The 21,366-nt window shown below is 39.0% G+C and carries 19 protein-coding genes and 2 pseudogenes; 8 read left to right on the top strand and 13 right to left on the bottom strand.

Features of this window, described 5'->3' with window-relative positions:
- The first annotated feature begins 123 nt into the window (after positions 1 to 123).
- The 4 genes from ANSO36C_RS01305 to ANSO36C_RS01290 all read left to right on the top strand — a co-directional run bounded on the left by ANSO36C_RS01305 (position 124) and on the right by ANSO36C_RS01290 (position 4,085).
- On the top strand, positions 124 to 1,605 hold the full coding sequence (locus ANSO36C_RS01305; protein WP_251958037.1) for a SulP family inorganic anion transporter: 1,482 nt from the start codon (positions 124 to 126) through the stop codon (positions 1,603 to 1,605).
- 7 nt (positions 1,606 to 1,612) lie between these two features.
- On the top strand, positions 1,613 to 2,320 hold the full coding sequence (locus ANSO36C_RS01300; RefSeq protein ID WP_323374592.1) for a universal stress protein: 708 nt from the start codon (positions 1,613 to 1,615) through the stop codon (positions 2,318 to 2,320).
- 432 nt (positions 2,321 to 2,752) lie between these two features.
- Complete coding sequence (locus ANSO36C_RS01295; protein WP_251958036.1) at positions 2,753 to 3,115, top strand: hypothetical protein; 363 nt, start codon at positions 2,753 to 2,755, stop codon at positions 3,113 to 3,115.
- Positions 3,096 to 4,085: a proton extrusion protein PcxA gene (locus ANSO36C_RS01290; RefSeq protein ID WP_251958035.1), complete on the top strand. Its 990-nt coding sequence runs from the start codon at positions 3,096 to 3,098 to the stop codon at positions 4,083 to 4,085. The genes ANSO36C_RS01295 and ANSO36C_RS01290 overlap by 20 nt, the downstream gene beginning before the upstream one ends.
- 473 nt (positions 4,086 to 4,558) lie before the next feature.
- Here the strand turns inward: ANSO36C_RS01290 and ANSO36C_RS34100 are convergent, their stop codons facing one another.
- The 5 genes from ANSO36C_RS34100 to ANSO36C_RS01270 all read right to left on the bottom strand — a co-directional run bounded on the left by ANSO36C_RS34100 (position 4,559) and on the right by ANSO36C_RS01270 (position 9,775).
- Complete coding sequence (locus tag ANSO36C_RS34100; protein ID WP_323374549.1) at positions 4,559 to 5,254, bottom strand: hypothetical protein; 696 nt, start codon at positions 5,252 to 5,254, stop codon at positions 4,559 to 4,561.
- Entirely contained in the window at positions 5,208 to 5,882 is a 675-nt protein-coding gene (locus ANSO36C_RS34095; RefSeq protein WP_323374548.1) for a VanZ family protein, read from the bottom strand. The genes ANSO36C_RS34100 and ANSO36C_RS34095 overlap by 47 nt, the downstream gene beginning before the upstream one ends.
- Positions 5,883 to 6,488: 606 nt before the next feature.
- Complete coding sequence (locus tag ANSO36C_RS01280; protein WP_251958034.1) at positions 6,489 to 6,833, bottom strand: hypothetical protein; 345 nt, start codon at positions 6,831 to 6,833, stop codon at positions 6,489 to 6,491.
- A 664-nt stretch (positions 6,834 to 7,497) separates the two neighbouring features.
- Entirely contained in the window at positions 7,498 to 8,445 is a 948-nt protein-coding gene (locus tag ANSO36C_RS01275; RefSeq protein WP_251958033.1) for an arsenic resistance protein, read from the bottom strand.
- Between the two features lie 49 nt (positions 8,446 to 8,494).
- Positions 8,495 to 9,775 (bottom strand): MFS transporter, encoded by a 1,281-nt coding sequence (locus tag ANSO36C_RS01270; RefSeq protein ID WP_251958032.1) that lies wholly within the window; start codon positions 9,773 to 9,775, stop codon positions 8,495 to 8,497.
- Between the two features lie 438 nt (positions 9,776 to 10,213).
- Here ANSO36C_RS01270 and ANSO36C_RS34675 point away from each other — a divergent pair.
- A pseudogene (locus tag ANSO36C_RS34675) lies at positions 10,214 to 10,371 on the top strand (IS4 family transposase); the annotation flags it as partial.
- Here the strand turns inward: ANSO36C_RS34675 and ANSO36C_RS01265 are convergent.
- On the bottom strand, positions 10,341 to 10,733 hold the full coding sequence (locus ANSO36C_RS01265; protein ID WP_251958031.1) for a DUF1622 domain-containing protein: 393 nt from the start codon (positions 10,731 to 10,733) through the stop codon (positions 10,341 to 10,343). The pseudogene ANSO36C_RS34675 and the gene ANSO36C_RS01265 overlap by 31 nt on opposite strands.
- A 733-nt stretch (positions 10,734 to 11,466) precedes the next feature.
- Between ANSO36C_RS01265 and ANSO36C_RS01260 the strand changes: the two genes are divergently transcribed.
- Together ANSO36C_RS01260 and ANSO36C_RS01255 are read left to right on the top strand one after the other, a co-directional pair.
- Positions 11,467 to 11,913, top strand: coding sequence for a DUF4332 domain-containing protein (locus tag ANSO36C_RS01260; protein WP_251958030.1), 447 nt, complete (start codon positions 11,467 to 11,469; stop codon positions 11,911 to 11,913).
- A 194-nt stretch (positions 11,914 to 12,107) separates the two neighbouring features.
- Positions 12,108 to 13,595 carry a cation:proton antiporter gene (locus tag ANSO36C_RS01255; RefSeq protein ID WP_251958029.1) on the top strand — a complete coding sequence of 496 codons (1,488 nt, stop codon included), beginning with the start codon at positions 12,108 to 12,110 and terminating at the stop codon, positions 13,593 to 13,595.
- A 330-nt stretch (positions 13,596 to 13,925) separates the two neighbouring features.
- Here ANSO36C_RS01255 and ANSO36C_RS01250 read toward each other — a convergent pair whose 3' ends face one another.
- A complete protein-coding gene (locus ANSO36C_RS01250; RefSeq protein ID WP_251958028.1) occupies positions 13,926 to 14,468 on the bottom strand; it encodes a class I SAM-dependent methyltransferase in 543 nt (180 codons plus the stop codon).
- Between the two features lie 86 nt (positions 14,469 to 14,554).
- On the opposite strand from ANSO36C_RS01250, the gene ANSO36C_RS01245 reads away from it, so the two are divergent.
- A protein-coding gene (locus ANSO36C_RS01245; protein ID WP_251958027.1) for an ISKra4 family transposase occupies positions 14,555 to 15,624 on the top strand; the annotation gives its coding sequence in 2 pieces (ribosomal slippage) (positions 14,555 to 14,711 and positions 14,711 to 15,624; 1,071 coding nt in all).
- Here ANSO36C_RS01245 and ANSO36C_RS01240 read toward each other — a convergent pair.
- The 6 genes and pseudogenes from ANSO36C_RS01240 to ANSO36C_RS01215 all read right to left on the bottom strand — a co-directional run bounded on the left by ANSO36C_RS01240 (position 15,610) and on the right by ANSO36C_RS01215 (position 21,300).
- Positions 15,610 to 15,888 (bottom strand): hypothetical protein, encoded by a 279-nt coding sequence (locus ANSO36C_RS01240; RefSeq protein WP_251958026.1) that lies wholly within the window; start codon positions 15,886 to 15,888, stop codon positions 15,610 to 15,612. The genes ANSO36C_RS01245 and ANSO36C_RS01240 overlap by 15 nt on opposite strands.
- Before the next feature lie 58 nt (positions 15,889 to 15,946).
- Positions 15,947 to 17,194 (bottom strand): cation:proton antiporter, encoded by a 1,248-nt coding sequence (locus ANSO36C_RS01235; protein WP_251958025.1) that lies wholly within the window; start codon positions 17,192 to 17,194, stop codon positions 15,947 to 15,949.
- Positions 17,195 to 17,434: 240 nt separating this feature from the next.
- Positions 17,435 to 17,605, bottom strand: a pseudogene (locus ANSO36C_RS01230) (histidine kinase dimerization/phospho-acceptor domain-containing protein); the annotation flags it as partial.
- A 38-nt stretch (positions 17,606 to 17,643) separates the two neighbouring features.
- Complete coding sequence (locus ANSO36C_RS01225; RefSeq protein WP_251958024.1) at positions 17,644 to 17,820, bottom strand: hypothetical protein; 177 nt, start codon at positions 17,818 to 17,820, stop codon at positions 17,644 to 17,646.
- 54 nt (positions 17,821 to 17,874) lie between these two features.
- Positions 17,875 to 19,446, bottom strand: a complete 1,572-nt coding sequence (locus ANSO36C_RS01220) for a PP2C family protein-serine/threonine phosphatase (protein ID WP_251958023.1) — start codon at positions 19,444 to 19,446, stop codon at positions 17,875 to 17,877.
- Positions 19,447 to 20,292: 846 nt separating this feature from the next.
- Positions 20,293 to 21,300, bottom strand: coding sequence for a hypothetical protein (locus tag ANSO36C_RS01215; protein WP_251958022.1), 1,008 nt, complete (start codon positions 21,298 to 21,300; stop codon positions 20,293 to 20,295).
- Positions 21,301 to 21,366: the final 66 nt, after the last annotated feature.

The raw sequence follows: 21,366 nt of genomic DNA, 5'->3' as shown, positions 1-21,366 counted from the left end.
TGAGATTCAAACCATGCAAAGCTTGCTCTGCCTGTGAAACTCTCACCAGACAAAACAATGGGATAGGAACGTGTTCTCTGTGTATTTTCCTGTGTCCTAAATTGAACCAAAGCGGAGGATGATTTGAATACAACAGTTTTGCAGCGAGAGTGGTTATCTAATGTCAAAACAGACATATTATCAGGAGTCTTAGTTGCCTTAGCACTAATTCCCGAAGCGATCGCATTTTCTATTATCGCAGGTGTAGATCCAAAAGTTGGACTATACGCCTCATTCATTATTGCCGTAGTTACAGCCTTTGTCGGTGGAAGACCAGCTTTAATCTCAGCCGCTACAGGTGCAATGGCACTACTGGTAATTAGTTTAGTGAAAAAACACGGGGTTGATTATCTTTTCGCCGCCACAATTTTGACTGGCATCTTCCAGATCATTTTTGCCTGGTTGAAGTTAGGTAGTAAGCTGAAATACGTTCCCCGCGCTGTAATGATTGGCTTTGTCAATGCCCTAGCCGTTCTCATCTTCATGGCACAGTTACCGCAGTTAACAAATGTACCGTGGCAAGTATATCCTATGGTAGCTGGCGGTTTAGCCATCATTTATGTATTACCTCGATTTACCAAAGCCGTACCGTCGCCATTAGTTGCCATTATTGTTCTGACAGCCATTTCTATCATTGGTAAAATTGATGTTCCCACCGTAGGTGATATGGGTGAATTACCTACAACTTTACCCTTTTTCAAACTTCCCCAAATACCACTCAACCTAGAAACACTCCAGATTATCTTTCCCTATGCAGTCACTTTATCAATTGTGGGTTTGCTGGAGTCATTATTAACAGCATCATTAGTTGACGAACTTACAGACACTCCCAGTAATAAAAACACAGAAGCTCAAGGTCAAGGAATTGCCAATATCATTACTGGTTTCTTTGGGGGAATGGCAGGTTGTGCCATGATTGGGCAGTCAGTCATTAACATCAACTCTGGTGGACGCACCCGGCTTTCTACCTTAGTTTCAGGTGTGTTTTTACTGTTTTTAATTCTGGCCTTAGGATTTTGGGTGAAGCAAATCCCCATGGCCTCCCTAGTTGCAGTCATGATTATGGTTGCTATCGGCACTTTTAGCTGGACTTCACTAAAAACTTTACTCCTAGTCCCTAGAAGTGAAACTGCTGTGATGGTGACAACAGTTTTAATCACCGTACTTAGCCATAACTTGGCACTGGGAGTTATTGTGGGCGTGGTGATGAGTACAGTCTTCTTTTCCCGCAAAATTGCCAAAGTAGTCTTTGTTGACAAAGTTCCCAATTCCGACCAAAACCACCGCATATATAACGTTGCAGGACCATTATTCTTTTTATCAATAGAAGAATTCATCGCCGCGTTTGATTTTCAGGAAACCTTGGATTGGGTAAAAATTGATTTAACTAATGCCCATATTTGGGATCAAGCCGCAGTTACAGCCATTGATAAAGTCGTGATTAAATTTCGTCGCAATGGTGTAGAAGTAGAGCTAGTGGGACTCAATGAAGCTAGTGCTACCTTACTCAAAAAATTAGCTCTTCACGACAAATCAACAGGCTTGGACAACTTAGCTAGCCACTAAATTTTCAATTAAGGGCATCACCAATGAAAAAAATCCTTCTCTGCACGATGGTTCCTCCTTTTCTCACAGTAGCTATCAATATGCGGCTTGGTTAGCACCGCGTTTAGGAGCCTCCATCGAAGTCCTTTATGTCAGTGATATTCGCGCCCAAAAATCCGTTTCTACTGGAGATTTTAGCGGTAGTTTAGGTATAGATGCTTCCCGCGAACTTCTAAACCAGTTAGTAGATTTAGAACACGAAAAAGCCAAAATCAACCTTCACAAAGCCCAACTTATCTTGCAAGCAGCAGAACAGTTTTTTGCACAGCAAGGAATAAGCGAAGTGAAACTCACTAATCACACTGGCTTTTTGGTAGATAGTTTCCATGAATTTGAAGCCCAGGCTGATTTAGTGATATTGGGTAAACGCGGTGAAAATGCCGAGTTTGCTTCAGGACATTTGGGTGCAAACGTAGAACGGGTATTGCGTTCTAGCAATAAGCCAAGCTTTGTGACATCACACAATTATCAGCCGATTAACCGCATTCTTTTAGCTAACGATGGCGGTAAGAGTTGCCAAAAAGCGTTGGAGTTTTTAGTTACCTCGCCCGTTTTTAAAGGGTTGGAGTTACATTTGCTGACTGTGGCTAAAAAACCTGGGGATGAAGCAGCACAAGTCTTACTTGCAAACTGCTCAACACCAATTAGCAGCAGGTGGTTTTACGCCAATCTGTAAACTTACACAAGTGTAATCCAGAACAGGAAATAGCCAGCTACGTAGAAGCCCAAAACATCAATTTACTGATTATGGGAGGCCTACGGGCACAACCGTTATCCGTCATTTAGTTATTGGTAGCACCGACAGCACAAATACTGCGAAGTAGTCATATTCCTGTCTTGCTATTCCGGTAATTTTTATGGCGTAGCTTTTCTTGCTGATATAAGAATTTATCGCTAACTTCAAATTTTAGTTGTCAGAGGAAATTAGCGATAAGTTTTAAGGTAAAAAACGCTAAAAAAGCGAATAAATAAAGTCGCAATAATCCATCTGCTGAAAAGATATGCTGTTGGGAAGAATTGTGCATGATTTTTCCGTCCTATTTCACTAAGTCCCAATAATCTTAATTTGATGTAGCTCCTTAATCTCTCAACTTTTGGAGAATTCCTCATGAAAATATCATTACCTCTCAAAATAAAATCTTATTACCGTCTTGCTACCCAATGGTTATTTAGTACTCATAGTAGAGCTTTGGAGCAGGCTTATAGTGCTGCTTTAGGAATTAGAGATATAGAAAATGAATATTTTCATGGAGAAAAAATATCTCCTAACTCTAGTATTAGTAATAATGTATTTGCTTATTTCCAAACTAGTTTAAATAAGCATTTGCAAATTATCCAATTACGATTACTGGAATTTAAGGTTACGAGTTCTATTCTTCCTGAATCCATTACTCATGTTAAAGAAATTACATCACATCAAAGCTTTCATGATTCAAATAAAGTATATCCAGATGAAGAAAACAAATCATGAATCACTGAATGTTCTTGAACAATTAGCCTTCATTGACAAAGTTGTGTCACGATATAAAGATCAATCATCTAGAACATTAGCTGAAACTGACATCCTGAAGGCTGATTCTAATTTAAAAACAGATATGCAAAAATTACCTGCGACCAATTCAGTTGTTCGTCGCAAGTTTTTGCTTAACGAATCTAGTGTGTTACCGAGGTCTATTTTTAGAACAGCTAGAAGAATAGGAAGAGATTTAGATCCGAATTCCGAAGCACAAATTATTCAAGAATTTCAAAAATCTAAAACTCGGACACGAATAGCATTAAGATTTGTTATATTACTCGCTATTGTTCCTTTGCTGACTCAACAATTATCTAAAACATTTGTATTTAGTCCAATTGTGAATCATTTACAGAGTGCAAATAAAATAGAAATATTTTTGAATTATCAGCAAGAAGAAGAATTATTTAAAGAAATTGATTTTTTTGAGAAGAGAATTAGTTTCGAGAAGTTAATTAATGAAGGTTCTACTCCTTCCCAAGAAGAAATAAATAATTCAATTAAAGAAAAATCTTTGGAATTAGCTAAAGAATACAAGGCTAAAAGTGTTGATGCGATCGCAAACATTTTTGCTGATATTGGATCGTTGATTAGTTTTGCATTTGTGGTTGCCAATAGTCAAAAAGAAATTAAAGTTCTTAAATCCTTTTTAGATGAAATTATTTACGGTTTGAGTGATAGTGCTAAAGCTTTTATAATTATTCTATCTACAGACATTTTTGTTGGCTTCCACTCTACTCATGGTTGGGAAGTCTTGCTAGAAGGTATTTTACAGCACTTTGGTTTGCCAGAAAATCGAGATTTGATATATTTATTTATTGCTACATTCCCAGTCATTCTAGATGCAATTTTTAAATATTGGATATTTCGATATCTCAGTCGGATTTCACCTTCAGCAGTAGCTACATATAGAAGTATGAATGAATAGTTTCAATTATTAAAAGCTCAACTATCTTTTGAAGCAATCTGCTAACTATTCAATCAATACAAAGGCATTTATTTCGTAACATCAGCATATCACAGCGTCGTTACAATTTGCAATAAAGGTATCAGATTTTTTAAACCACTGCTTTCAGGCGATGGCGTTCCACCCAGCGTAGCTGATCGCTCTTGCTATTGTATAAATACCTAAACTTACCACAGAGTGCTATGTGTGGCTTACACACTAGGGTACAGCGATCGTGTAACTTTTCGACACATTTAAAATTTCAAAAAGAATCGGATATAGCAAACGATTCATTTTAAAATTGCTTTTTAAGCAACTCTAAAGCCCTTATTCTTAATATCAACATAGTACCACTTGTAAAAAGTATCCCCAGTAAGATATTTGTCAAACTTATACTTTTATGAGTATCAATTACCAAAATGCTTTCTACTATTAGAGAAGGTAATAATATCCCACTAGGAAACAACAGCCTGTAAAAAGTTATTTTTTTTCTGGCGATAATAGTTAGAAATGTTAAGCAAATTCCTAAAGGAATAAAGGTTAGTGCATAGTACAATAGCTTCTGCTCTTTCGGTATTAATTTCAAGTAAATTCAAAGAGTAATAATTTTGTACATTGTCTACATATACCTGGATATTAGCTTTAGAATAAGTGAGAACTATATTATGAGTATTAGTATTTGCAAAAATTCCAGGAATACTTAATTTAATATCTGTAGCATTTTCTCCAGTGAGCGGTGTTCGTATGCGTAAATCCAGATCGTTTTGTTGCTGTCCTAACGTAAAATTGCGGCGCAGAATACCAGATGAAATTGAGATTATACGTGCAGGGCCTATTTGATTTATATCAGCAGTAGCAACAGTAGTAATTATTGTAAATTGAGAGTTTTTACGTATCCTTTTGTTCAATAAGGTTGCAGGAGTTCCCGTTTTTAACCAATAACTAGAACTCAAAGCAACACCTTGACTATCTACAATATGTGATGACTGTCCTTGTGGCAAAAGTTCAGGAAGTTGTCTAGTATTATCCTGAAAGTCTCTTTTATTAGTAAATTGATAAGAAGTTATTAAAGAATCTCCGAAAATCTTCAAATAATCTTGACTATCAAATAATTCGGAAAGCTGATTTTTTGCTAACTGCTCGATCGGCAATGTGTAAATCTGAAATATATCCACGCCAAGGTTTATCACCTGTTGTTTCATTACCAAGCAATAATGGATAGGTTGGAGTCCAATTACTAAGATATATAGTCGCTTTCCAAGGTAAGGTCATTAAAAATGACATTACTATATATGTTAAAAATAATACTGCTATTTTCTTATTCGAGTTACTTAATTTCCAATTATTTACAGAAGATAAGATATATATAAAGCTTTGTGAATGCCATATATAAAAACAAATCATGCCGAAAATTCCACCTAGAGTATTATTGGCAATATCAGCAGGAGTAGGTGAGCGTGATGGCAAAAATATTTGTAAAATTTCAACTGTAAGTGATAAGCCAGCACTGATAATTATCAGTTTAAGAAATTTGTTTATCGGCTTTATCTTTCTGTTCTGCAAGAAAGCAGTATAACTAAACCCTAAAGGTATAAATAGTAAAATATTGTTTACCAAGTCTTCAAAAGAACTTGCATTATCAAAACTCGCAGTAATTGTTTGTATAGAAAAATTATTTACAAGTAAAAAATTGAAGGGATGAAGCGTAGCTATTACTACAGCTAAAATGCTGGCTGTTACTAAATACAAGCTTCTACTGAGGATTAATTTACTCAACATACAAGAAGTTTGTGTAATAATATTGTATAAAAACATAAGTATATATATTATTTGCCATACAGATGAAAGATGATTAAATAACCAATCACATTACCTATAGACAGTTTGCTAGTGATGAACAGTATTTAAAGCTGTTCTTATCCTATTTACTTATCCAGAATAATAGTGAGATACTTTTAAAGTTTTTATAAAGATATCATGAAAATTAAGTTATTTTTGACAGTAGACTTTCTATAGATTAGATAAGTTAAACTCTTAATACAGCATCCTCGGCAATTAAACTGTATTTTCTTCTACAGTTAGATAAATTAGATAAAATCGCTATTTAATAAATATTAGGGAGCAAGTATTTGAGTGAGATAGTGGATTCTAATGGGAAATAAAATCTTCTCGTTTAAAGGCTTATAAGTAGAGTCTGGTAAGAATTTAATTATCCTGCTAGTAAGTGATTCAAAAGGAGAATCAGAGAGAAACATAATACAATACTCCTTTTTGTCTATTCTGTTGACTCTAGTATTAGCCACAAACGTGAATAGAAAGTGACAGATATTAAATTTTGCTAGTAGTTTTGTTTAAATAGTTTTATTTGATGATGGCTTGAATAAATCAGAGCAATGTGCATTTTAAAAAGCGCAACTGCTCGTGACGATACTGGTCAATCACTCCAGTTACACCGCCAGATTCAACAGTCATAATGCCAAATGGGGTAATCTGAATTTGAGCTACATTTCCCATCCGACGAGTTATCACCTTTATGTAACCTTTGGACTGTAAATGTTGAGCAATCTCCTCAATTGTGGAATAGGATATTTCTCCAAATTTTTCTACAATTTTGGGAAAGTATTGAGTTGTGCCGCAATCATAAGGTTGAGTGCGATCGCCCAGGCGCGTATAGCGATCGCAAAGTTCTGTCAGACAAAGCTCGGCAAATTCATCTAATATGAGTTCCATAGTTGCTTTAAGTGCTATAGGAATCCGGTTTGATTACTGAAATTATTTGCGTAGGCTGGGAGTGGGGAGTAGGAAAAAAAACTTTTTGAGTGTACAGAGTTTTTTCAAAAATCAAATATGAGTCCTATACTTGGTATAGTTCAGCAAGTGGAGAGCTTTCTAAAGTACCTGTGAAGTAGCAAAATAGTCCGATGGAAAATGTTGATTACTATCCAATTCTTCAAGCTAGTCTTTTAAAGAATGGATATTGGACAGAATGAGAATCTTAGTTTTTGAAAAACCTAATTAACCTCATGCCTAAATAACGAATAAAGTTAAATAACTTGACTCATAAAAAAGTTTCAAATCGTTATTTTTTGTCTTATTGAACAATCCAACGACATCTGTAGCGATCGCTGAATTGATCGATTACTTCACAGGTAGCCTAGTTTCTATAAATCTTGTTTATGGGGGACTGCCAGCAGCTATAGTTGTATTTGACTGCGATATACTTTTTGCAATTCCTGGCTCAAGGTAGCTGTTAACTTTTTAGCGCCCTTCTGGGAATCATCAATGGATTTCATTGAGATGGTCTGCACGGGCAAATTTAAGTGTTTGAGTGAATGATTGATAGTTTAACACGAGATGGATATTTAATCGAAAACTGCCAATCATACTTTTTGCATCACTTTTGATAACGTAGCCACAGTAACGACTGGGAAACTAAAACCATCACAGGAAGTTCAATCAAAGGCCCGATCACTAAGGCAAGGGCAATTAAGGGACGTTCCCCAAAAGTAGAAGTAGCGATCGCTAAGGCAATGGGTGAATTACGGGCAAGGGTGGTACAGTTAAAGCAAGCAACTTCTTCGTAGCTAAATTTAGCTAAGTGTCCAATTAATTGCCCTAACCAGAAATTAACACCAAAGAAAATCAATACAGGCATCAGCATTTTCAGGAGTAAATCTGGTCGTTGCATCAAAATCTGCCCTTGGGAAGCAAACATAGCCGCGATCGCTATAGCGAGAAATACAGTTTGATTCGCTGCTATCTTCAGCACAATTCGCTGTCCCAGACGATTATTTTTTTGAATCAATTTTTTAGAAATCAACGCTAAAAACAAAGGCAGGGCTAAAACTAATACCACGTTTTCGAGCATAAATAATGTATTGATACTGACCAATTTACCAGCAAATATTAGTAAGTAAATCGGCAATAAAATCACCTGTAAAAGCAAATTCCACGGGAGTAAGGCAGTGGCAAGATTAACATCTCCTTTGGCAATCCTGGTAAAAATAAGATACCAATCCGTACAAGGCGTAACCATCAACATAATCAGTCCTACCCAGAGGTCGGGAGTATCTCTGAGGAAAATTGCTCCTAATCCCCAAGCAAAAAAAGGAGTCCAGAGAAAGTTTATCCCTAGACTCAATCCTGTTACTTTATAATTTTGCAACGCATTACCCAAGCGATTAAGTGGAGTATTCATAAATACTCCATACAGCATTACTATTAAAGCAGGGACAATCAAATAAATAGCATTTTTAGAAAACCAAGTAATTTGTCCTAATGCTAACCCAATAAAAATAGCAGCAATAACTAATAAAGATTGGAATTTTTCAGTCCACTTCAAGTTAGATACCTCCATTTAATGAATCGGCTGGCAAATTTTTTGGTCTAACTTATTTTAGGTGACTGAACTTGTTTTCTGTGCCCATTTCAACCCAAAATGCAGTTAAAGCGATCGCTAAAGGCAATATGATAGAAAATCCCAGAATTGGCGCATAACTACCAAAGTTATCAAATCCTGTAGCAAACAACACCGGGCCAAATGCCGTACCTGCAACAGTGATAGTCGTTGCTAAACCGCTAATTGATCCCAGATGCGATCGCCCAAAATAATAGGCGTAAACCCCAGCTTGAATAACTCCACTCATTCCTTGCATTAGACCAAGCAAACAGCCATAAGCAAGCATTGACTCAGCACCAGTGACTCTCACTGCCATAAGTAAGGCAGCGCATAGCAGTATGAGCATAACACCCAGGAGCAAGCGGGGTGAAATCCTATCGATGAGTATGCCTGTAACAAAATTGGTAGCTGCTGTGACAAAGCCAAAGGGGACAAATACAATAGCAGCGACGGAACGCTCGATCCCTGAAGCTGCCATAATCGAGTAATGATGGAAAATTAACCCCGTTCCTAAAGCAGCTACACAAAAATTTCCCGCAGCAAACAACCAAAAAGTAAAGGTGCGACGTGCTGTAGCTAATGTATAGTTGGCTTCCTCTGGGAGTTGGGTTTGTGTAACCATAACTTTGCTATCTGGTTGTAAACCATAGCGTTCTGGTTGTTCGCGGTAAATCAAAGCGCCGATGGGGAGAATGGTAACTGCAACGACTCCACCAAGAATCATGTACGCTAGTCGCCAACCAAATTGAGCAATGAGAAACTCAATCAATAAGGGAAAAATCGCCACTCCAAAAGCGAAACCAATTCCAGATAAGCTGATGGCTAAACCGCGTCTTCTGACAAACCAGAGATTAATGACATTGATGCTTACTAAGCCCAAAGCTCCTTGTCCCAAGCCGCGAATAGCGATAAAACCTAATCCTAATGTGATGAAACCTTGTACAAATCCCATCCCTACACAGGCGAGGGCAAATAAAAAGGCGATCGCCACTACCGCGTAACGTGGCCCTTTGCGATCAATGAAGCGTCCAATAAATGGCAGAGAAAAAGAGCCTCCCAAAGTCCCCATCATGTACAGCAAGGAAACGGTTGAACGGGTAAGGCCAAGTTCAGCAATGATTTTGTCGAGGAATACAGAAATCCCTACCGTTTGGCCGGGGGTTGTCATCAGCATCCCTAGTGTGCCAGCCATCAAAACCACCCAACCGTAGTAAATAGGAGATGCAGCAATCAAACGACTGTGCTTAACTGGTCTACCTTCATCTATGCTCATAAATCACCCTGGAATAGAACCCTTACTAGGTTATCCTTAGTCAAAGTAACAGCTTTGTTTGACTTCAGGTGGTGGTATGGCTTTTGTTTTAGGAACAAATGATGCTTTCACTACATATTTATTTTGGGCGATCGCTCAATTACCAGCTAGCACCAAAGATCCCAATCAACTGACTTATATCATGTCCGCATAATTAGTTATGATTTCCACAGTCATTGCACCCCACCCCCAGCCCCTCCCCGCCTGCGGGGAGGGGAGACAAAGCATAGCTTTGGCGGGGTGGGGTTCTTGGAGTTTAGTAAGTAATCAAGCGGACATGATATTACATATTTCAAGCGATCGTTTTGGGGTTAGTGCAAGGAATTACAGAGTTTCTACCAGAAACTAATTCTAATCATCTACCAATTCAGTTAAAACGCAAGAGCGACACATCGGTATATCTTTCATCTCAAACTCAATGACATGGGTTTTCGATATGGCAGTGAAATGTTAAAAATGCTTCCTCAAAAGCCTGAGCCTATTTTATTAACGCAAATTTTGCCAAGCTCACTTCTTTAAGGCGTATTCATTCTAGTTCTACAGGCATTGAACCCTGATTACTTAAGATTTTTTTTCGTTTTGCCAAGGCCACATGGCCAGTCAATTCCAGCTCTAGCGTAAAGCTTAGGAATGTACGAATCAGCACAATGATGGACAGCACGCCTATGGTTTCAAAAGTCAAGTTTACAGCAACGGTGTGAATGATGTCGCTGGCCACCAAAAATTCTAATCCTGCCAAAAGTCCACGTCCCAGATTTTGTCTTCCCTCTTTAATGATCGTATTGATCTGCCTTCGTTTGAGCAGACGCACGATAGACATGACTATAGAATAAACTGCAAAGGCAGCAATGATACCGATACCGAATGCTTCAATTATTGCTGAACACCATTCTGCAAAGGGTTTGATAATCTCAACCATAGCAAAGCTCCTTTCAGTTCGTTTTCTAGCTCATTTGAATTGGTGTTTGAAGAATGCTGCCCGTAGATAAGGTTTACTTTCCGTAAGGCTCCACTAAGATTTTTTCATGTTCCTAGCCCATACAATAACAAAACGACTGAGTAGGAAAGACTGAGTTCGGCGATGATTTGGTCGAGAACTTAGATTAGATGAACTATAGCCATAATCACCGCGATCGCCTATCATAGAATTGATAACTTTTGTGAGACACCCCCAAAAATGATGGCAAAACTGCCTTGTGGGGTACTCTTCACCGCCTCTAATTGGCTGTTGCGGGTATTCCCAGCTCTATACTCGAGTAGAATAAATCAGATTACTCCGCCCTGAGTGCTTTGGTGTAGGCAGCAGAAGTCTGCATCTGAAGTGTTCTATGTGGTTTCAAGAATTAATCATCTTCAAGTAGAGACTCATCTCTATTTTCTTGATACGGTATTGGTTTTGGCAATGTGAGTGATGGTAAACTTTGTACCTCTCTACTACAGAACCCTACACGTAGCAAGCTTTAAGTGTAGAGGTAAGGCGATCGCACCATATATGCAGTTAGGCAACACCAACTAAGCCGTTTTAAAGCTTTGGCTGTTCTACAGACATTGATTCAACAAACCACAAGAACATTACTCCCAAAAAAACTATGAGCTGAGATTGCACTCAAGTTTTTGGGTAATTAAACATACACATATTAACTACAACAACAATGGTAAGCACACGCAAAACACCTCAAACTAAGCTGGATCTTCAAAGAAACTGGCAAATTGAATCTTTGCCAGGAATCACCCCTGAAGATTCTCAGAAATTCAAAGACTGTGGTATCGAAACTACATTCCAACTTTTGCAAAAAACCCGTAACGAGTTAGCCAAACAAAACTTAGCTGCTCAAATGCAGATACATATTCAGCATATTCATAAATGGGTTGCATTAGCAGATTTTTCCCGGCTACCATCGGTCGGTTGTGAATATTGTGGCTTGCTGCTTCACGTTGGTATCTGCTCTGTTAATCAACTAGCTCAATTACCAATGCATGACCTCCAAAGGCGAGTTTTACGCTTTCAAGTAACAACGACACAGCAACAACCTCAGCACATATACCGCAACTCTGGGCTGATGGCACAGTGGATTCAAGAAGCACGACAACTGACGTAAGTTAAATAAACATCTGTCCCAATATCCGATTTTTACTGGCAACGGCTGATTGAGTTGATTGATAGTACAAATTCAAATTAATTTATTCCTGCTATGAGCAATGCGTATATACGTGAATATATGTTGCTTTCCATAAAGGAGTAAAAAGAAAGAGAAGGATTTTCGCAGAACACATTAGGATTTTTGCAGAACACATGCAATTTTTAGATGCAGTAAACGTATATTTTCCCCTGCTGGCTAGTACAACAGAAACAGCAGATAGTTCAATGGTACTAGCCGCAGTACTACTGAGTTTAGTTGTAATTTACCTAGCAAGTAAAGTTGGTGGGGAATTATCTAACCGAGTGGGTTTGCCAACTGTCTTAGGTGAACTCTTAGGAGGTGTGATAGTAGGCATCTCAGTTTTGCATCTGTTGGTGTTTCCAGAAGGTGGCACAGACAGTTCTAACTCTCTAGTCATGACTTTTTTGCAAACTACTGCCGGTTTAACTCCCGAAGCAACTCCAGCAGTATTTGAAGCACAGTCAGAGGTCGTTTCTGTTTTGGCAGAACTGGGTGTGATTATTCTGCTATTTGAAATTGGCTTGGAGTCGAACTTAAAAGACCTAATATCGGTTGGTATCCAAGCCTCGATTGTGGCAGTAGTAGGGGTAGTAGTACCCTTTACCGCAGGCACTGTGGGACTAATGACTTTGTTTGGTGTCGGTGCTGTGCCAGCAATTTTCGCTGGGGCAGCTTTAACCGCCACTAGTATTGGTATTACATCCAAAGTGCTGTCAGAACTAGGAAGGCTCAATTCCAAAGAAGGGCAGATTATCCTGGGCGCTGCCGTTATTGACGACGTACTGGGGATCATTGTTTTAGCAGTAGTTGCCAGCCTAGCTAAAGATGGCGTGGTGGATGTCAGTAAAGTGATTTATTTGATTATCAGCGCCACTGGTTTTATTTTGGGAGCAATCCTACTAGGTAATGTTTTCAATAAGTCCTTTGTGGCGATCGCTGATCAACTCAAGACACGCGGCGAGTTGGTGATACCAGCATTTATCTTTGCCTTTGTCATGGCATACTTTGCCTCCATTATTCAGTTAGAAGCAATTTTGGGAGCTTTTGCGGCGGGTTTAGTTCTAGAGGAAACTGATAAGCGCAAAGAACTGCAAAGGCAAGTTGTTCCCATTGCTGATATGCTAGTACCGATTTTCTTTGTGACTGTTGGGGCAAAAACTGACTTGGGAGTATTGAACCCAGCAATCCCCAGCAATCGGGAAGGTCTAATTATGGCAGCTTTCCTGATTGCAGTAGCCATTATTGGTAAAGTGATCACAGGCTTTAGCGTGTTTGGTCAACCGGAAATCAACCGTTTAGCGATCGGTGTGGGGATGATTCCAAGGGGTGAAGTCGGGTTGGTGTTCGCTGGTGTTGGTGCTGCCAGTGGTGTTCTCTCTAAATCACTAGGAGCAGCAATTATCATGATGGTTATTTTCACTACCTTTTTAGCTCCGCCACTGTTACGTTTCGTATTTCCAGATTCAGACAATGTGGTAAAAGACTCAGAAAAACTGATTTTAGACGGTGTAACTGGAACATCGCTGCTCGTAGAACAACCTCAATCAATCGTGGCTGGCGCAAATAATGCTGGCAATCGAGAAGATGCCCCAGATGGGTATAAGTCGTCAAAAATCTGAGGATATTGAGGAACTAGGGAGATGGGGAGGGACAAGCCTGGATTTCTCACCACATCTCATTAATTAAATAAGTAATGAGTAATAAGTAAGATTCTTTACTCATTACTCATTACTTATTACTTCACCCGCGAAGGGAGCAGGGGAGCTTGTGAGAAATGCGGGACAAGGAGAATGAGCAATGCCCCATACCCAATCCCTAGCCTCTGAAAACTTCAATCTCCAAATCTCCGTCCTTGGAGATTGACAATTTGAGTTTTTGTCTAATTACTACTAGCATTCGGAATGTTACCTGTTGCCAGTTTTCCTCTACTTTCCAGTGTTAATCTCTAGCTACCTAATCTTTTGCCCCACAATGATTAATGAGTATGAACCATCCACATCCTCAACTGTGGGGTAAGCAATCAGGTAGGCAAGGTGGCGAACAATTTCTGGAGTATGTAAGCAAGAATAATCTCCGATGCGTTGTCGAATTGCTCGATGGCGTAAAAGCTGAGACTCCCGCTTAAATAAAATGTTTGACCAAGCTTGACCTACTCGATAATTAATTTGAAATCCATTTTTTTCGAGTAAATTAGAGAGCGATTTATAACTAAAAAAATGCTTATGACAAGTATTGGATGGCAATCCAGCTACATCACGAGGTTCATATAAAACATTGGGAACGGAGCAGATCAGAAATCCTCCAGGTTTGAGAATTTGAGAAAATTCCTCTATAACAAAGGCAGGGTTAATTAAATGTTCCAAGGTTTCAAAACTGACAATTGCATCAACAGTTAATTTACACTTATTCGCTAATAATTCAGGTTGATTTAGGTTATGTTGAATTAATTGAGTTTTTACAGGGTTACATTGTTGTTTTGCCTGTTCTAACACTTCAGTATTTCGGGAGCATCCACTTTTGGAAGATATACAGATTTTAGGAGAAAATAACAGACAGAAAGAAGCGTGAACCAGGAATCATGAACCAGGATAAACAAGAACGGCTCAAAGCGTGCTTACAAGAAGTGGCAACATTGTTGTATGAAGAAGCAGACAAAAGTAAGCTAACAGACCTGGAAGGCATAGAAAAAACAGTTCGCAGTCAAATATTAGAACTAGTTAGCCCAGAAATAGCCCTTTTTTTATCGAACAAAAAACTGGAACAAAAGTAGGTAAAACCAGGAAAATTAAAAGCTTGGTGGGGGAACTGACTCTTAAAGCCAAACAGTTACAGAAACTGGGTTTGAAGCCCAGAAGTCGGTTAAGCCCATTACTTCAAAAGTGTTGTTTGAGGCTGTCAGCTAACGAATCATACCAAAAAGCAGAAATTGAAGTTGAGGCATTGACAGGAGTGAAAGTGGGTCACTCAACGCAACAAAAATTAGTACTGTCACAAGATTTTGAATTACCACTTGCAAAACAAGCAGTTTCAGAAGTCAGTGTAGATGGGGGAAAAGTCCGACTCCGGGGTAAACCGAAAGCCGGGTGTCACTGGCGAGACTATAAAACCTTAAGACTACAAGGAATTTACTATAGTGCGTTTTTTGATGACAACCAATCATTAGTTGATTATGTCAATAGCCAGCGTCTGGTTAACCCATTAGTATGCTTGGGGGATGGTCATGATGGCGTGTGGAATTTAGTCAAAGAGTTTGGTAAAACAGAGCATTTTCAGCGTTGGGAAATATTGGATTGGTATCACCTCAAAGAAAATCTCTACAAAATTGGCGGTTCTTTAAAGCGGCTTAAAGTTGCTGAAACTCTTTTGTGGCAAGGTCAAGTCGAAGAAACTAAAGCTTTATTTCATAATCGTCGAGGCAAACAAGTTAAGAACTTCATCGCTTATCTTGAAAAACATCGCTCTCGCATTGTCAACTACAGCTATTACCAGGCTGAACAACTTTGTTCTATTGGTTCTGGTGCAGTCGAGTCTGCTATTAAACAGATTGGAGCTAGGATGAAAATTTCTGGCGCACAATGGAATGTTGATAGTGTTAATCAAATCCTCTCAGTTCGTTGTGCTTATCTCAATGGTTTACTGGCTATTTGAGTATTTCTGCCAAAACTGGATGCTCCCAGTATTTCCATCTACACCAATTACTAAATCAGCAGATTTATCTAACTCTGCTAGTCCATAACCAACACCACAAGCAATATCCGCAATACAGTTCAGCTTAAATTGACGTAGATAGTCTGCTGCAAATAAGTAACGCCCTAAATGCTCAATTTTCACCCATAAATTATGATCCATTTCATCAAATGGATTGATGCAATCATCACCGAAGTTGAGGTCAATGCAAATTTTATTGTGCAATTTTTTCTCCACGTTTAACATAAAATGCTGCTTTTCAATTTTTTAAATTGTGGTTAATTTAAGTTGATTTTATAACAGTTTTTTCGTACCAATTCATCAAGGGAGTTGCACTAATTCCATGTAAAATCACAGACACTACAATTGTTATGTAGGTGATCCAAGTAATTTTATCTGCTAAATCTCCTTGTAAACTCTTACCTAAAGCATAGGAAAGATAGTATAAAGAACCAACTCCTCGCACACCAAACCAACCGTATAACCAACGAGTTGCTGGATGAAACTGGGAGCGAGGAGACTCAGAAAAACCTAACCGAACTGTACTAATCCAAGCACCTAAAGGTCGAATTACAAATATTAGTATCCCAGCAATAAAAAGGGCATCATCACCAAATTTGAGAATAGGTTCAATTCGCAGTAAAGAACCTAAAAGTAGAATAGTTCCTACCTCCATTAATTTTTCTATTTTTTCACTGAATTCTAGTTGAGAAAGCCGCCGTTGAGGATTGGGATAACTACGCTGTACAACTAATCCAGCAACAAATACTGCTAAAAATCCGTAACCATTAATTAGTTCTGTCAGCCCATACGTCAATAAAATAATACTTAGAGCAATAAAATCTTCCATTAACTCATCAACGGGGCGGAATTTATGAAGTCGCTGTTCAATCCACATCACTGCTTTTGCGACTACACTACCCATACCAATACCAGCTGCGATCGCCCAAATTAAATCAACAGCTACCCACTGTTTGAACCAACTTTGCCAATTATCGTTTTCTAACCAGTAAATTCCAAAATAAACAAAGGGAAAAGCTAACGCATCGTTCAAACCTCCTTCCGAAGTTAAGCCAAATCGCAACTCATCTTGATCTCCCATATCTGCTAGTTGAACTTCTGATGCTAATACCGGATCGGTTGGTGCGAGAATTGCACCCAACAGAATAGCGGCTCCCCAATTTAAGTTCAAAAACCAATGACTAATCGCCGCTATAGCAAAGATAGAAATTGGCATGAGAAAACCAATGAGTCGAATTGTGGAATTCCAAGCCCAAAACTTTAGAGGGCGATTCATTTTTAAGCCGCAACTAAATAAAGAAACAATCACCACAAATTCTGTGACGCGCTCTAACACCTGAGTTTGGGGTTGAATTTGAATTAGGTTTAATCCATACTTGCCAAGTAATATCCCTACAATTAAATAAATCAGGGCATAAGAAAGAGGTAATCGCTGAATCCACCCTGAACCTAATGTGACTAAAAGCAGAAGTAAGCCAATTACTAGCAGGTCAAGTATATAAATATTCATAGAAATAATAGATTAGTTTTAGATATTGACTAGTAATAACTCACAATCAATACATGAAAATATTTCTTCTTCAATCCCCATTGTCAAGATAAGCAAAGCGTTTCTTTAGAGATATGCTTTGGCAATACACGGGCGATCGCCTTGACTAACTCTTCTGCCTCAAAGGGTTTTGAAATATGTAGCTGAAACCCGCCACAAGTGCCTGTTTTTGGCTAGACTCACTTGCATAGGCACTTAAAGCGATCGCAATAATCTTGCCCAACCGAGGATAGGATTAAGGGGCGACCTTAACTCATGAGACAACACCGCCAAGAAATCATCTTTAATCCGGTTTGCTGTTTCAGCTGCTTCTCGTGCTGCTCGTTCCTGCTCTAACAATTGTTCGCGCTCTTGTTCTGCGCGTTTACGTTCCATAAATTGACCAATCTGACTGCCAACAGCCGACGTCATTAAGATTTGAGAATAGCAATCACAGCATCAGCTAAGGTAGTCGCCTCAGCCAAAACGCAGGTGACGGCATATTGTGCTGCTAAACGCCGTTCAGCACGTTTGTTGAAACGCAAAGCAGCTTGCCATAAGGTATTGGTAATACCTTCTAAAATGTTAGTAATTTGTCTGCTGACCATTTTGAATTCCCCTTGTTTTGCCTTGTCTCCAACACATCAGTACGGTGTATCTGATTAAGAGACTTGGCAGTAAACCAGGCTTACAGTTACATTGTCATGACCGTTAAGATGATTTGCTAAATCTATTAATCGGCGGCTAGCAACTGTCAAATCAATTTCACCTGCTAAAACTGGTAAAATTTCTGTTTCCCAATATTCTTCAACCCGATTGTTGTCACTCAAACCATCAGAGCAAAGTAAAAAGATGCAATCTTCATCAATTACAAACTGACGAATTCTAGGATGCAAAACTTTTGAAGAACTGACTCCCAGTGCTTGGATTAATTGTGCGCTATTGGAATGAGAAAATGAATCTCGATAAAAGCTCATTCCTAACCTAACCAATCTACACCCCATGTTATCGTCTGTAGTCACTTGATAGCAGCCAGAACGGTTAATCAAGTAAGCACGGCTGTCACCAATATTAGCGATATACATTTTAGGAGGACAAGCTAGTGCCATCACTATAGTCGTGCCCATGCGTTGATAATCTCGACGATGATCTTGATTATTAGATTGGTTGATTAAATCGTTTGCCTTGTAGATACCTTCGTGTAATTTGATGACGAGAGAAGTTGTATTTTCGGATGCAATATTTACCCCTTGCAAGTGTTGAGCGATCGCCTCGACTGCAACAGATGAAGCGACTTCTCCCCCTGCATGACCACCCATACCATCACAAACAATCGTTAAAGGCAGGTTAGAGAAGGTTTCTCTATCTGTAACATAGTAAGTATCTTCATTGGATTGACGAGTCAGTCCTTGATCTGTTTGGGCTGCAACTGTAAAAGTAAATTTATGAGCGATCGCAGACTGTTGCAAGAATTCATCCAATATATTGATTAATTGATCAATTTTCTGAATCTGTCCTTCAATCATTTGCAGGCAAAGCGAACTTAAAGCAGATTTAATCGCATTATTTGCTGTTGGCAACCACTGCTGCCACATCTGTCCTAATTCTGCCAGACTCGGTGTTGCTTCACGATCTTGACGGAGTTCTAGTAGACGAACCAGAGAACTTTCTACTCGGATTAAATTAGGTTGGAGTAGACTAGAACTTACTTTCTGTTCAGCTAGAGGTTGCCAAAGTTGAGCAATTTGCCACAGCCAGTTAATTTGTCGCAAAGCACTTGCACCCTTCCAAGCTAGTTCCAATGGCTGTGCATATCTATGGCTTAACTCTAAATTCTCCTCTGTAGATAAATCACACTTACCAATAGGTGCTTGATCAAGTAGCAGAACTTCTTGATGAGACTGTTTTTCCTCAAGATAGAGAACGCAATAAGGTTGAGGAATATGGGGACAGTAGGGAAATAGTTTAAGATAGGGTTGAACTGAAGCAGGATCAAATATCTGAGCTTCAATGGATTGCTCTGGTCGAGTATCCAGCAAAACTTTTGAACTTTTGACTAAAAATCGATTAAGCAGTAAATCTCCTACATGGTAATTTTCAATTCCCTGTCCTTCTACCCATAAATATTGTTTTACCAACGGAGTTCTGCATTGTTGGCAAAATCTGTGTGTTTCTGAATTGGGATACTTGCAGTTTGGGTTGGGACAGAGAAGAGTTACTGTTGTCGCTTGCATAAAGATTTCCTCTAAAAGATTACTTTTGATTACAGAAATGCAGCTTTGTATTGCACTTAGCATGTGTTTTATTGTGGGGAGGTACGGAGTGCAATACCCAAAAAGGTGATGCTCCAAATGAGTCGCTCAAAGAAAGAGCGATCGCAAACGATTGAAATTAGCAAAATAGACTGTATGAACCGAGTTTGTAATACTAATTCTGGATTCTGAAAGCTTTATCTATTTTTCAACTATGGTGTATGTCAGCAGCGACGATTAATTGAGTAATAGTTTTTACAGATACAGAAGTCATGTGTGTTTTTAATCACCAAACAACCTAGAGAAGGCTTATGTACTTTCTAAAGACTAAATTTCATTTTTGCAACTAATTTCCATTGCATCTCTCCTCAAAATTAGACTTCTGCTGCCTACTTCTGTGGACATTAAGGGGGAGTAATTAGTTTGGTTGGAGCTGGAGATACCCGCGACAGCCCCTTTGAGGCGGTAGAGAGTACCCGACGAGGTAAAATAATCATCTCAGGGGTGATACTCAACTATGTCTCTATCATAGTCCATAGTTACAATTAGTGTAGGAACTTCTCAAGCTTTCACGTTAAATGTCACTTTTCGGTAACGTTTGAGTTTCATCCTAAAGAAAGCATATCAACACGAGTGTACGATAAATCTTTGTCATTGAAACTAAGCAACAGACAATAGAAGTTTGGGGTCGTTTATTGTTATCTTCGTTCTTTGGAATTTCAGTATTTATCGTATTCATTATTTTGCATATCCCATCACTTTGAGGGTAGGGGAGAAATTTTAGACGCCGCTAAATCATCCCGCAAAATTCCAAAATAACTTAATTATTTACTTAGAAGGTGTGTTGACAGAAGACCAGATAGGGAGTTGATTTACCTGTTTAAGCATTAATTCCGCGTATGTCGTACCATCATTTTTAGCAACTTCTCTACCGAAATAGCTCTTTTCTCCCTGATGCTCGTGGGGGCCGCTACTGTAAACTGCATAGCGATCATCACGGCGAGCGCGATTGTAGGGAGAACCTACAGTCCATCGCCATCGGGACGGAAACACTATTCCGCCAATGTTTTCAACCCAGTCTCGCTCTCCCCGAAAATGATAAACGTGCTTTGCGACATCAAAGCCTTCATTACCATCAAATACACCTCCAAAGGAAACCACACTAATTTCCACTGGCAGCCATTTGTCTAAATAGGGAGCTGCACCTAAAGCCACCTGAGCGCCGCCACTTGTACCCATTAAAATTAGCTGAATTGGTTCTTCTGGAGATGTGGGAATTGGTTGCTGTTTCTCCATTTGCTCTACAATTGTCAGAGCGATCGCTTGGTTGTAGATAGGCCCGTAGCGGTTATCGGCGGAAACAGCCATTCTCCAGACATTACGGACTTCTAGTATACGTTCGGTTAATTTTAACCAACCTTCTGCATTCTCGCTCACTTTCCATAGAAATTCAAATACCTGTTGTCCACCAATGTTCTCATTGGCCGCAGAGTAAGGAAAAACACTCCGTACAGTTAAACATTGTGGTTGGTCTTGCTCTAAACGATCTAAAAATGCTTCTTCTCTAGGAGACACCTCATTTTTCTCAGCCCCTACTCCTGGCAAGAAAACAATGTAGCAGCGACTTGCGTTAGAGGTAACATGAGAATTAGTATCTTCTCCATTAATTCGGTTAGCTAACTCTCTGCTTCTTTTTTCTAACTTTTCCGACCCCCTGTCTAACCACCATACAATAGTTCCCACAGGAGCAAAAGTCCCCCAAATTAGTAATAGAAATCCAGTAAACCCAAATAGCTTAAGTCCGCCATTTCGCATCCACAAGAGAAGTTTTGCCAAAAAATTATTCATCCAATTTGTATTGGTTAAGTTGTCATCTACGGATTACTTTTAGCTGACAATATT

The organism is Nostoc cf. commune SO-36, from assembly GCF_023734775.1.
In the GTDB taxonomy this organism is placed as follows: Bacteria; Cyanobacteriota; Cyanobacteriia; order Cyanobacteriales; family Nostocaceae; genus Nostoc; species Nostoc commune_A.
The sequence above is the reverse complement of the archived record's forward strand: the minus strand, read 5'-3'. Positions and strand labels throughout refer to the sequence as shown.

Coding starts and splice junctions, on each gene's coding strand:
- ANSO36C_RS01295 (WP_251958036.1), top strand. CDS start 2,753: ATGAAAATATCATTACCTCTCAAAATAAAATCTTATTACCGTCTTGCT.
- ANSO36C_RS01225 (WP_251958024.1), bottom strand. CDS start 17,820: ATGGTCAGCAGACAAATTACTAACATTTTAGAAGGTATTACCAATACC.
- ANSO36C_RS01255 (WP_251958029.1), top strand. CDS start 12,108: ATGCAATTTTTAGATGCAGTAAACGTATATTTTCCCCTGCTGGCTAGT.
- ANSO36C_RS01290 (WP_251958035.1), top strand. CDS start 3,096: ATGAAGAAAACAAATCATGAATCACTGAATGTTCTTGAACAATTAGCC.
- ANSO36C_RS01280 (WP_251958034.1), bottom strand. CDS start 6,833: ATGGAACTCATATTAGATGAATTTGCCGAGCTTTGTCTGACAGAACTT.
- ANSO36C_RS01220 (WP_251958023.1), bottom strand. CDS start 19,446: ATGCAAGCGACAACAGTAACTCTTCTCTGTCCCAACCCAAACTGCAAG.
- ANSO36C_RS01235 (WP_251958025.1), bottom strand. CDS start 17,194: ATGAATATTTATATACTTGACCTGCTAGTAATTGGCTTACTTCTGCTT.
- ANSO36C_RS01270 (WP_251958032.1), bottom strand. CDS start 9,775: ATGAGCATAGATGAAGGTAGACCAGTTAAGCACAGTCGTTTGATTGCT.
- ANSO36C_RS01260 (WP_251958030.1), top strand. CDS start 11,467: ATGGTAAGCACACGCAAAACACCTCAAACTAAGCTGGATCTTCAAAGA.
- ANSO36C_RS01265 (WP_251958031.1), bottom strand. CDS start 10,733: ATGGTTGAGATTATCAAACCCTTTGCAGAATGGTGTTCAGCAATAATT.
- ANSO36C_RS34095 (WP_323374548.1), bottom strand. CDS start 5,882: ATGTTGAGTAAATTAATCCTCAGTAGAAGCTTGTATTTAGTAACAGCC.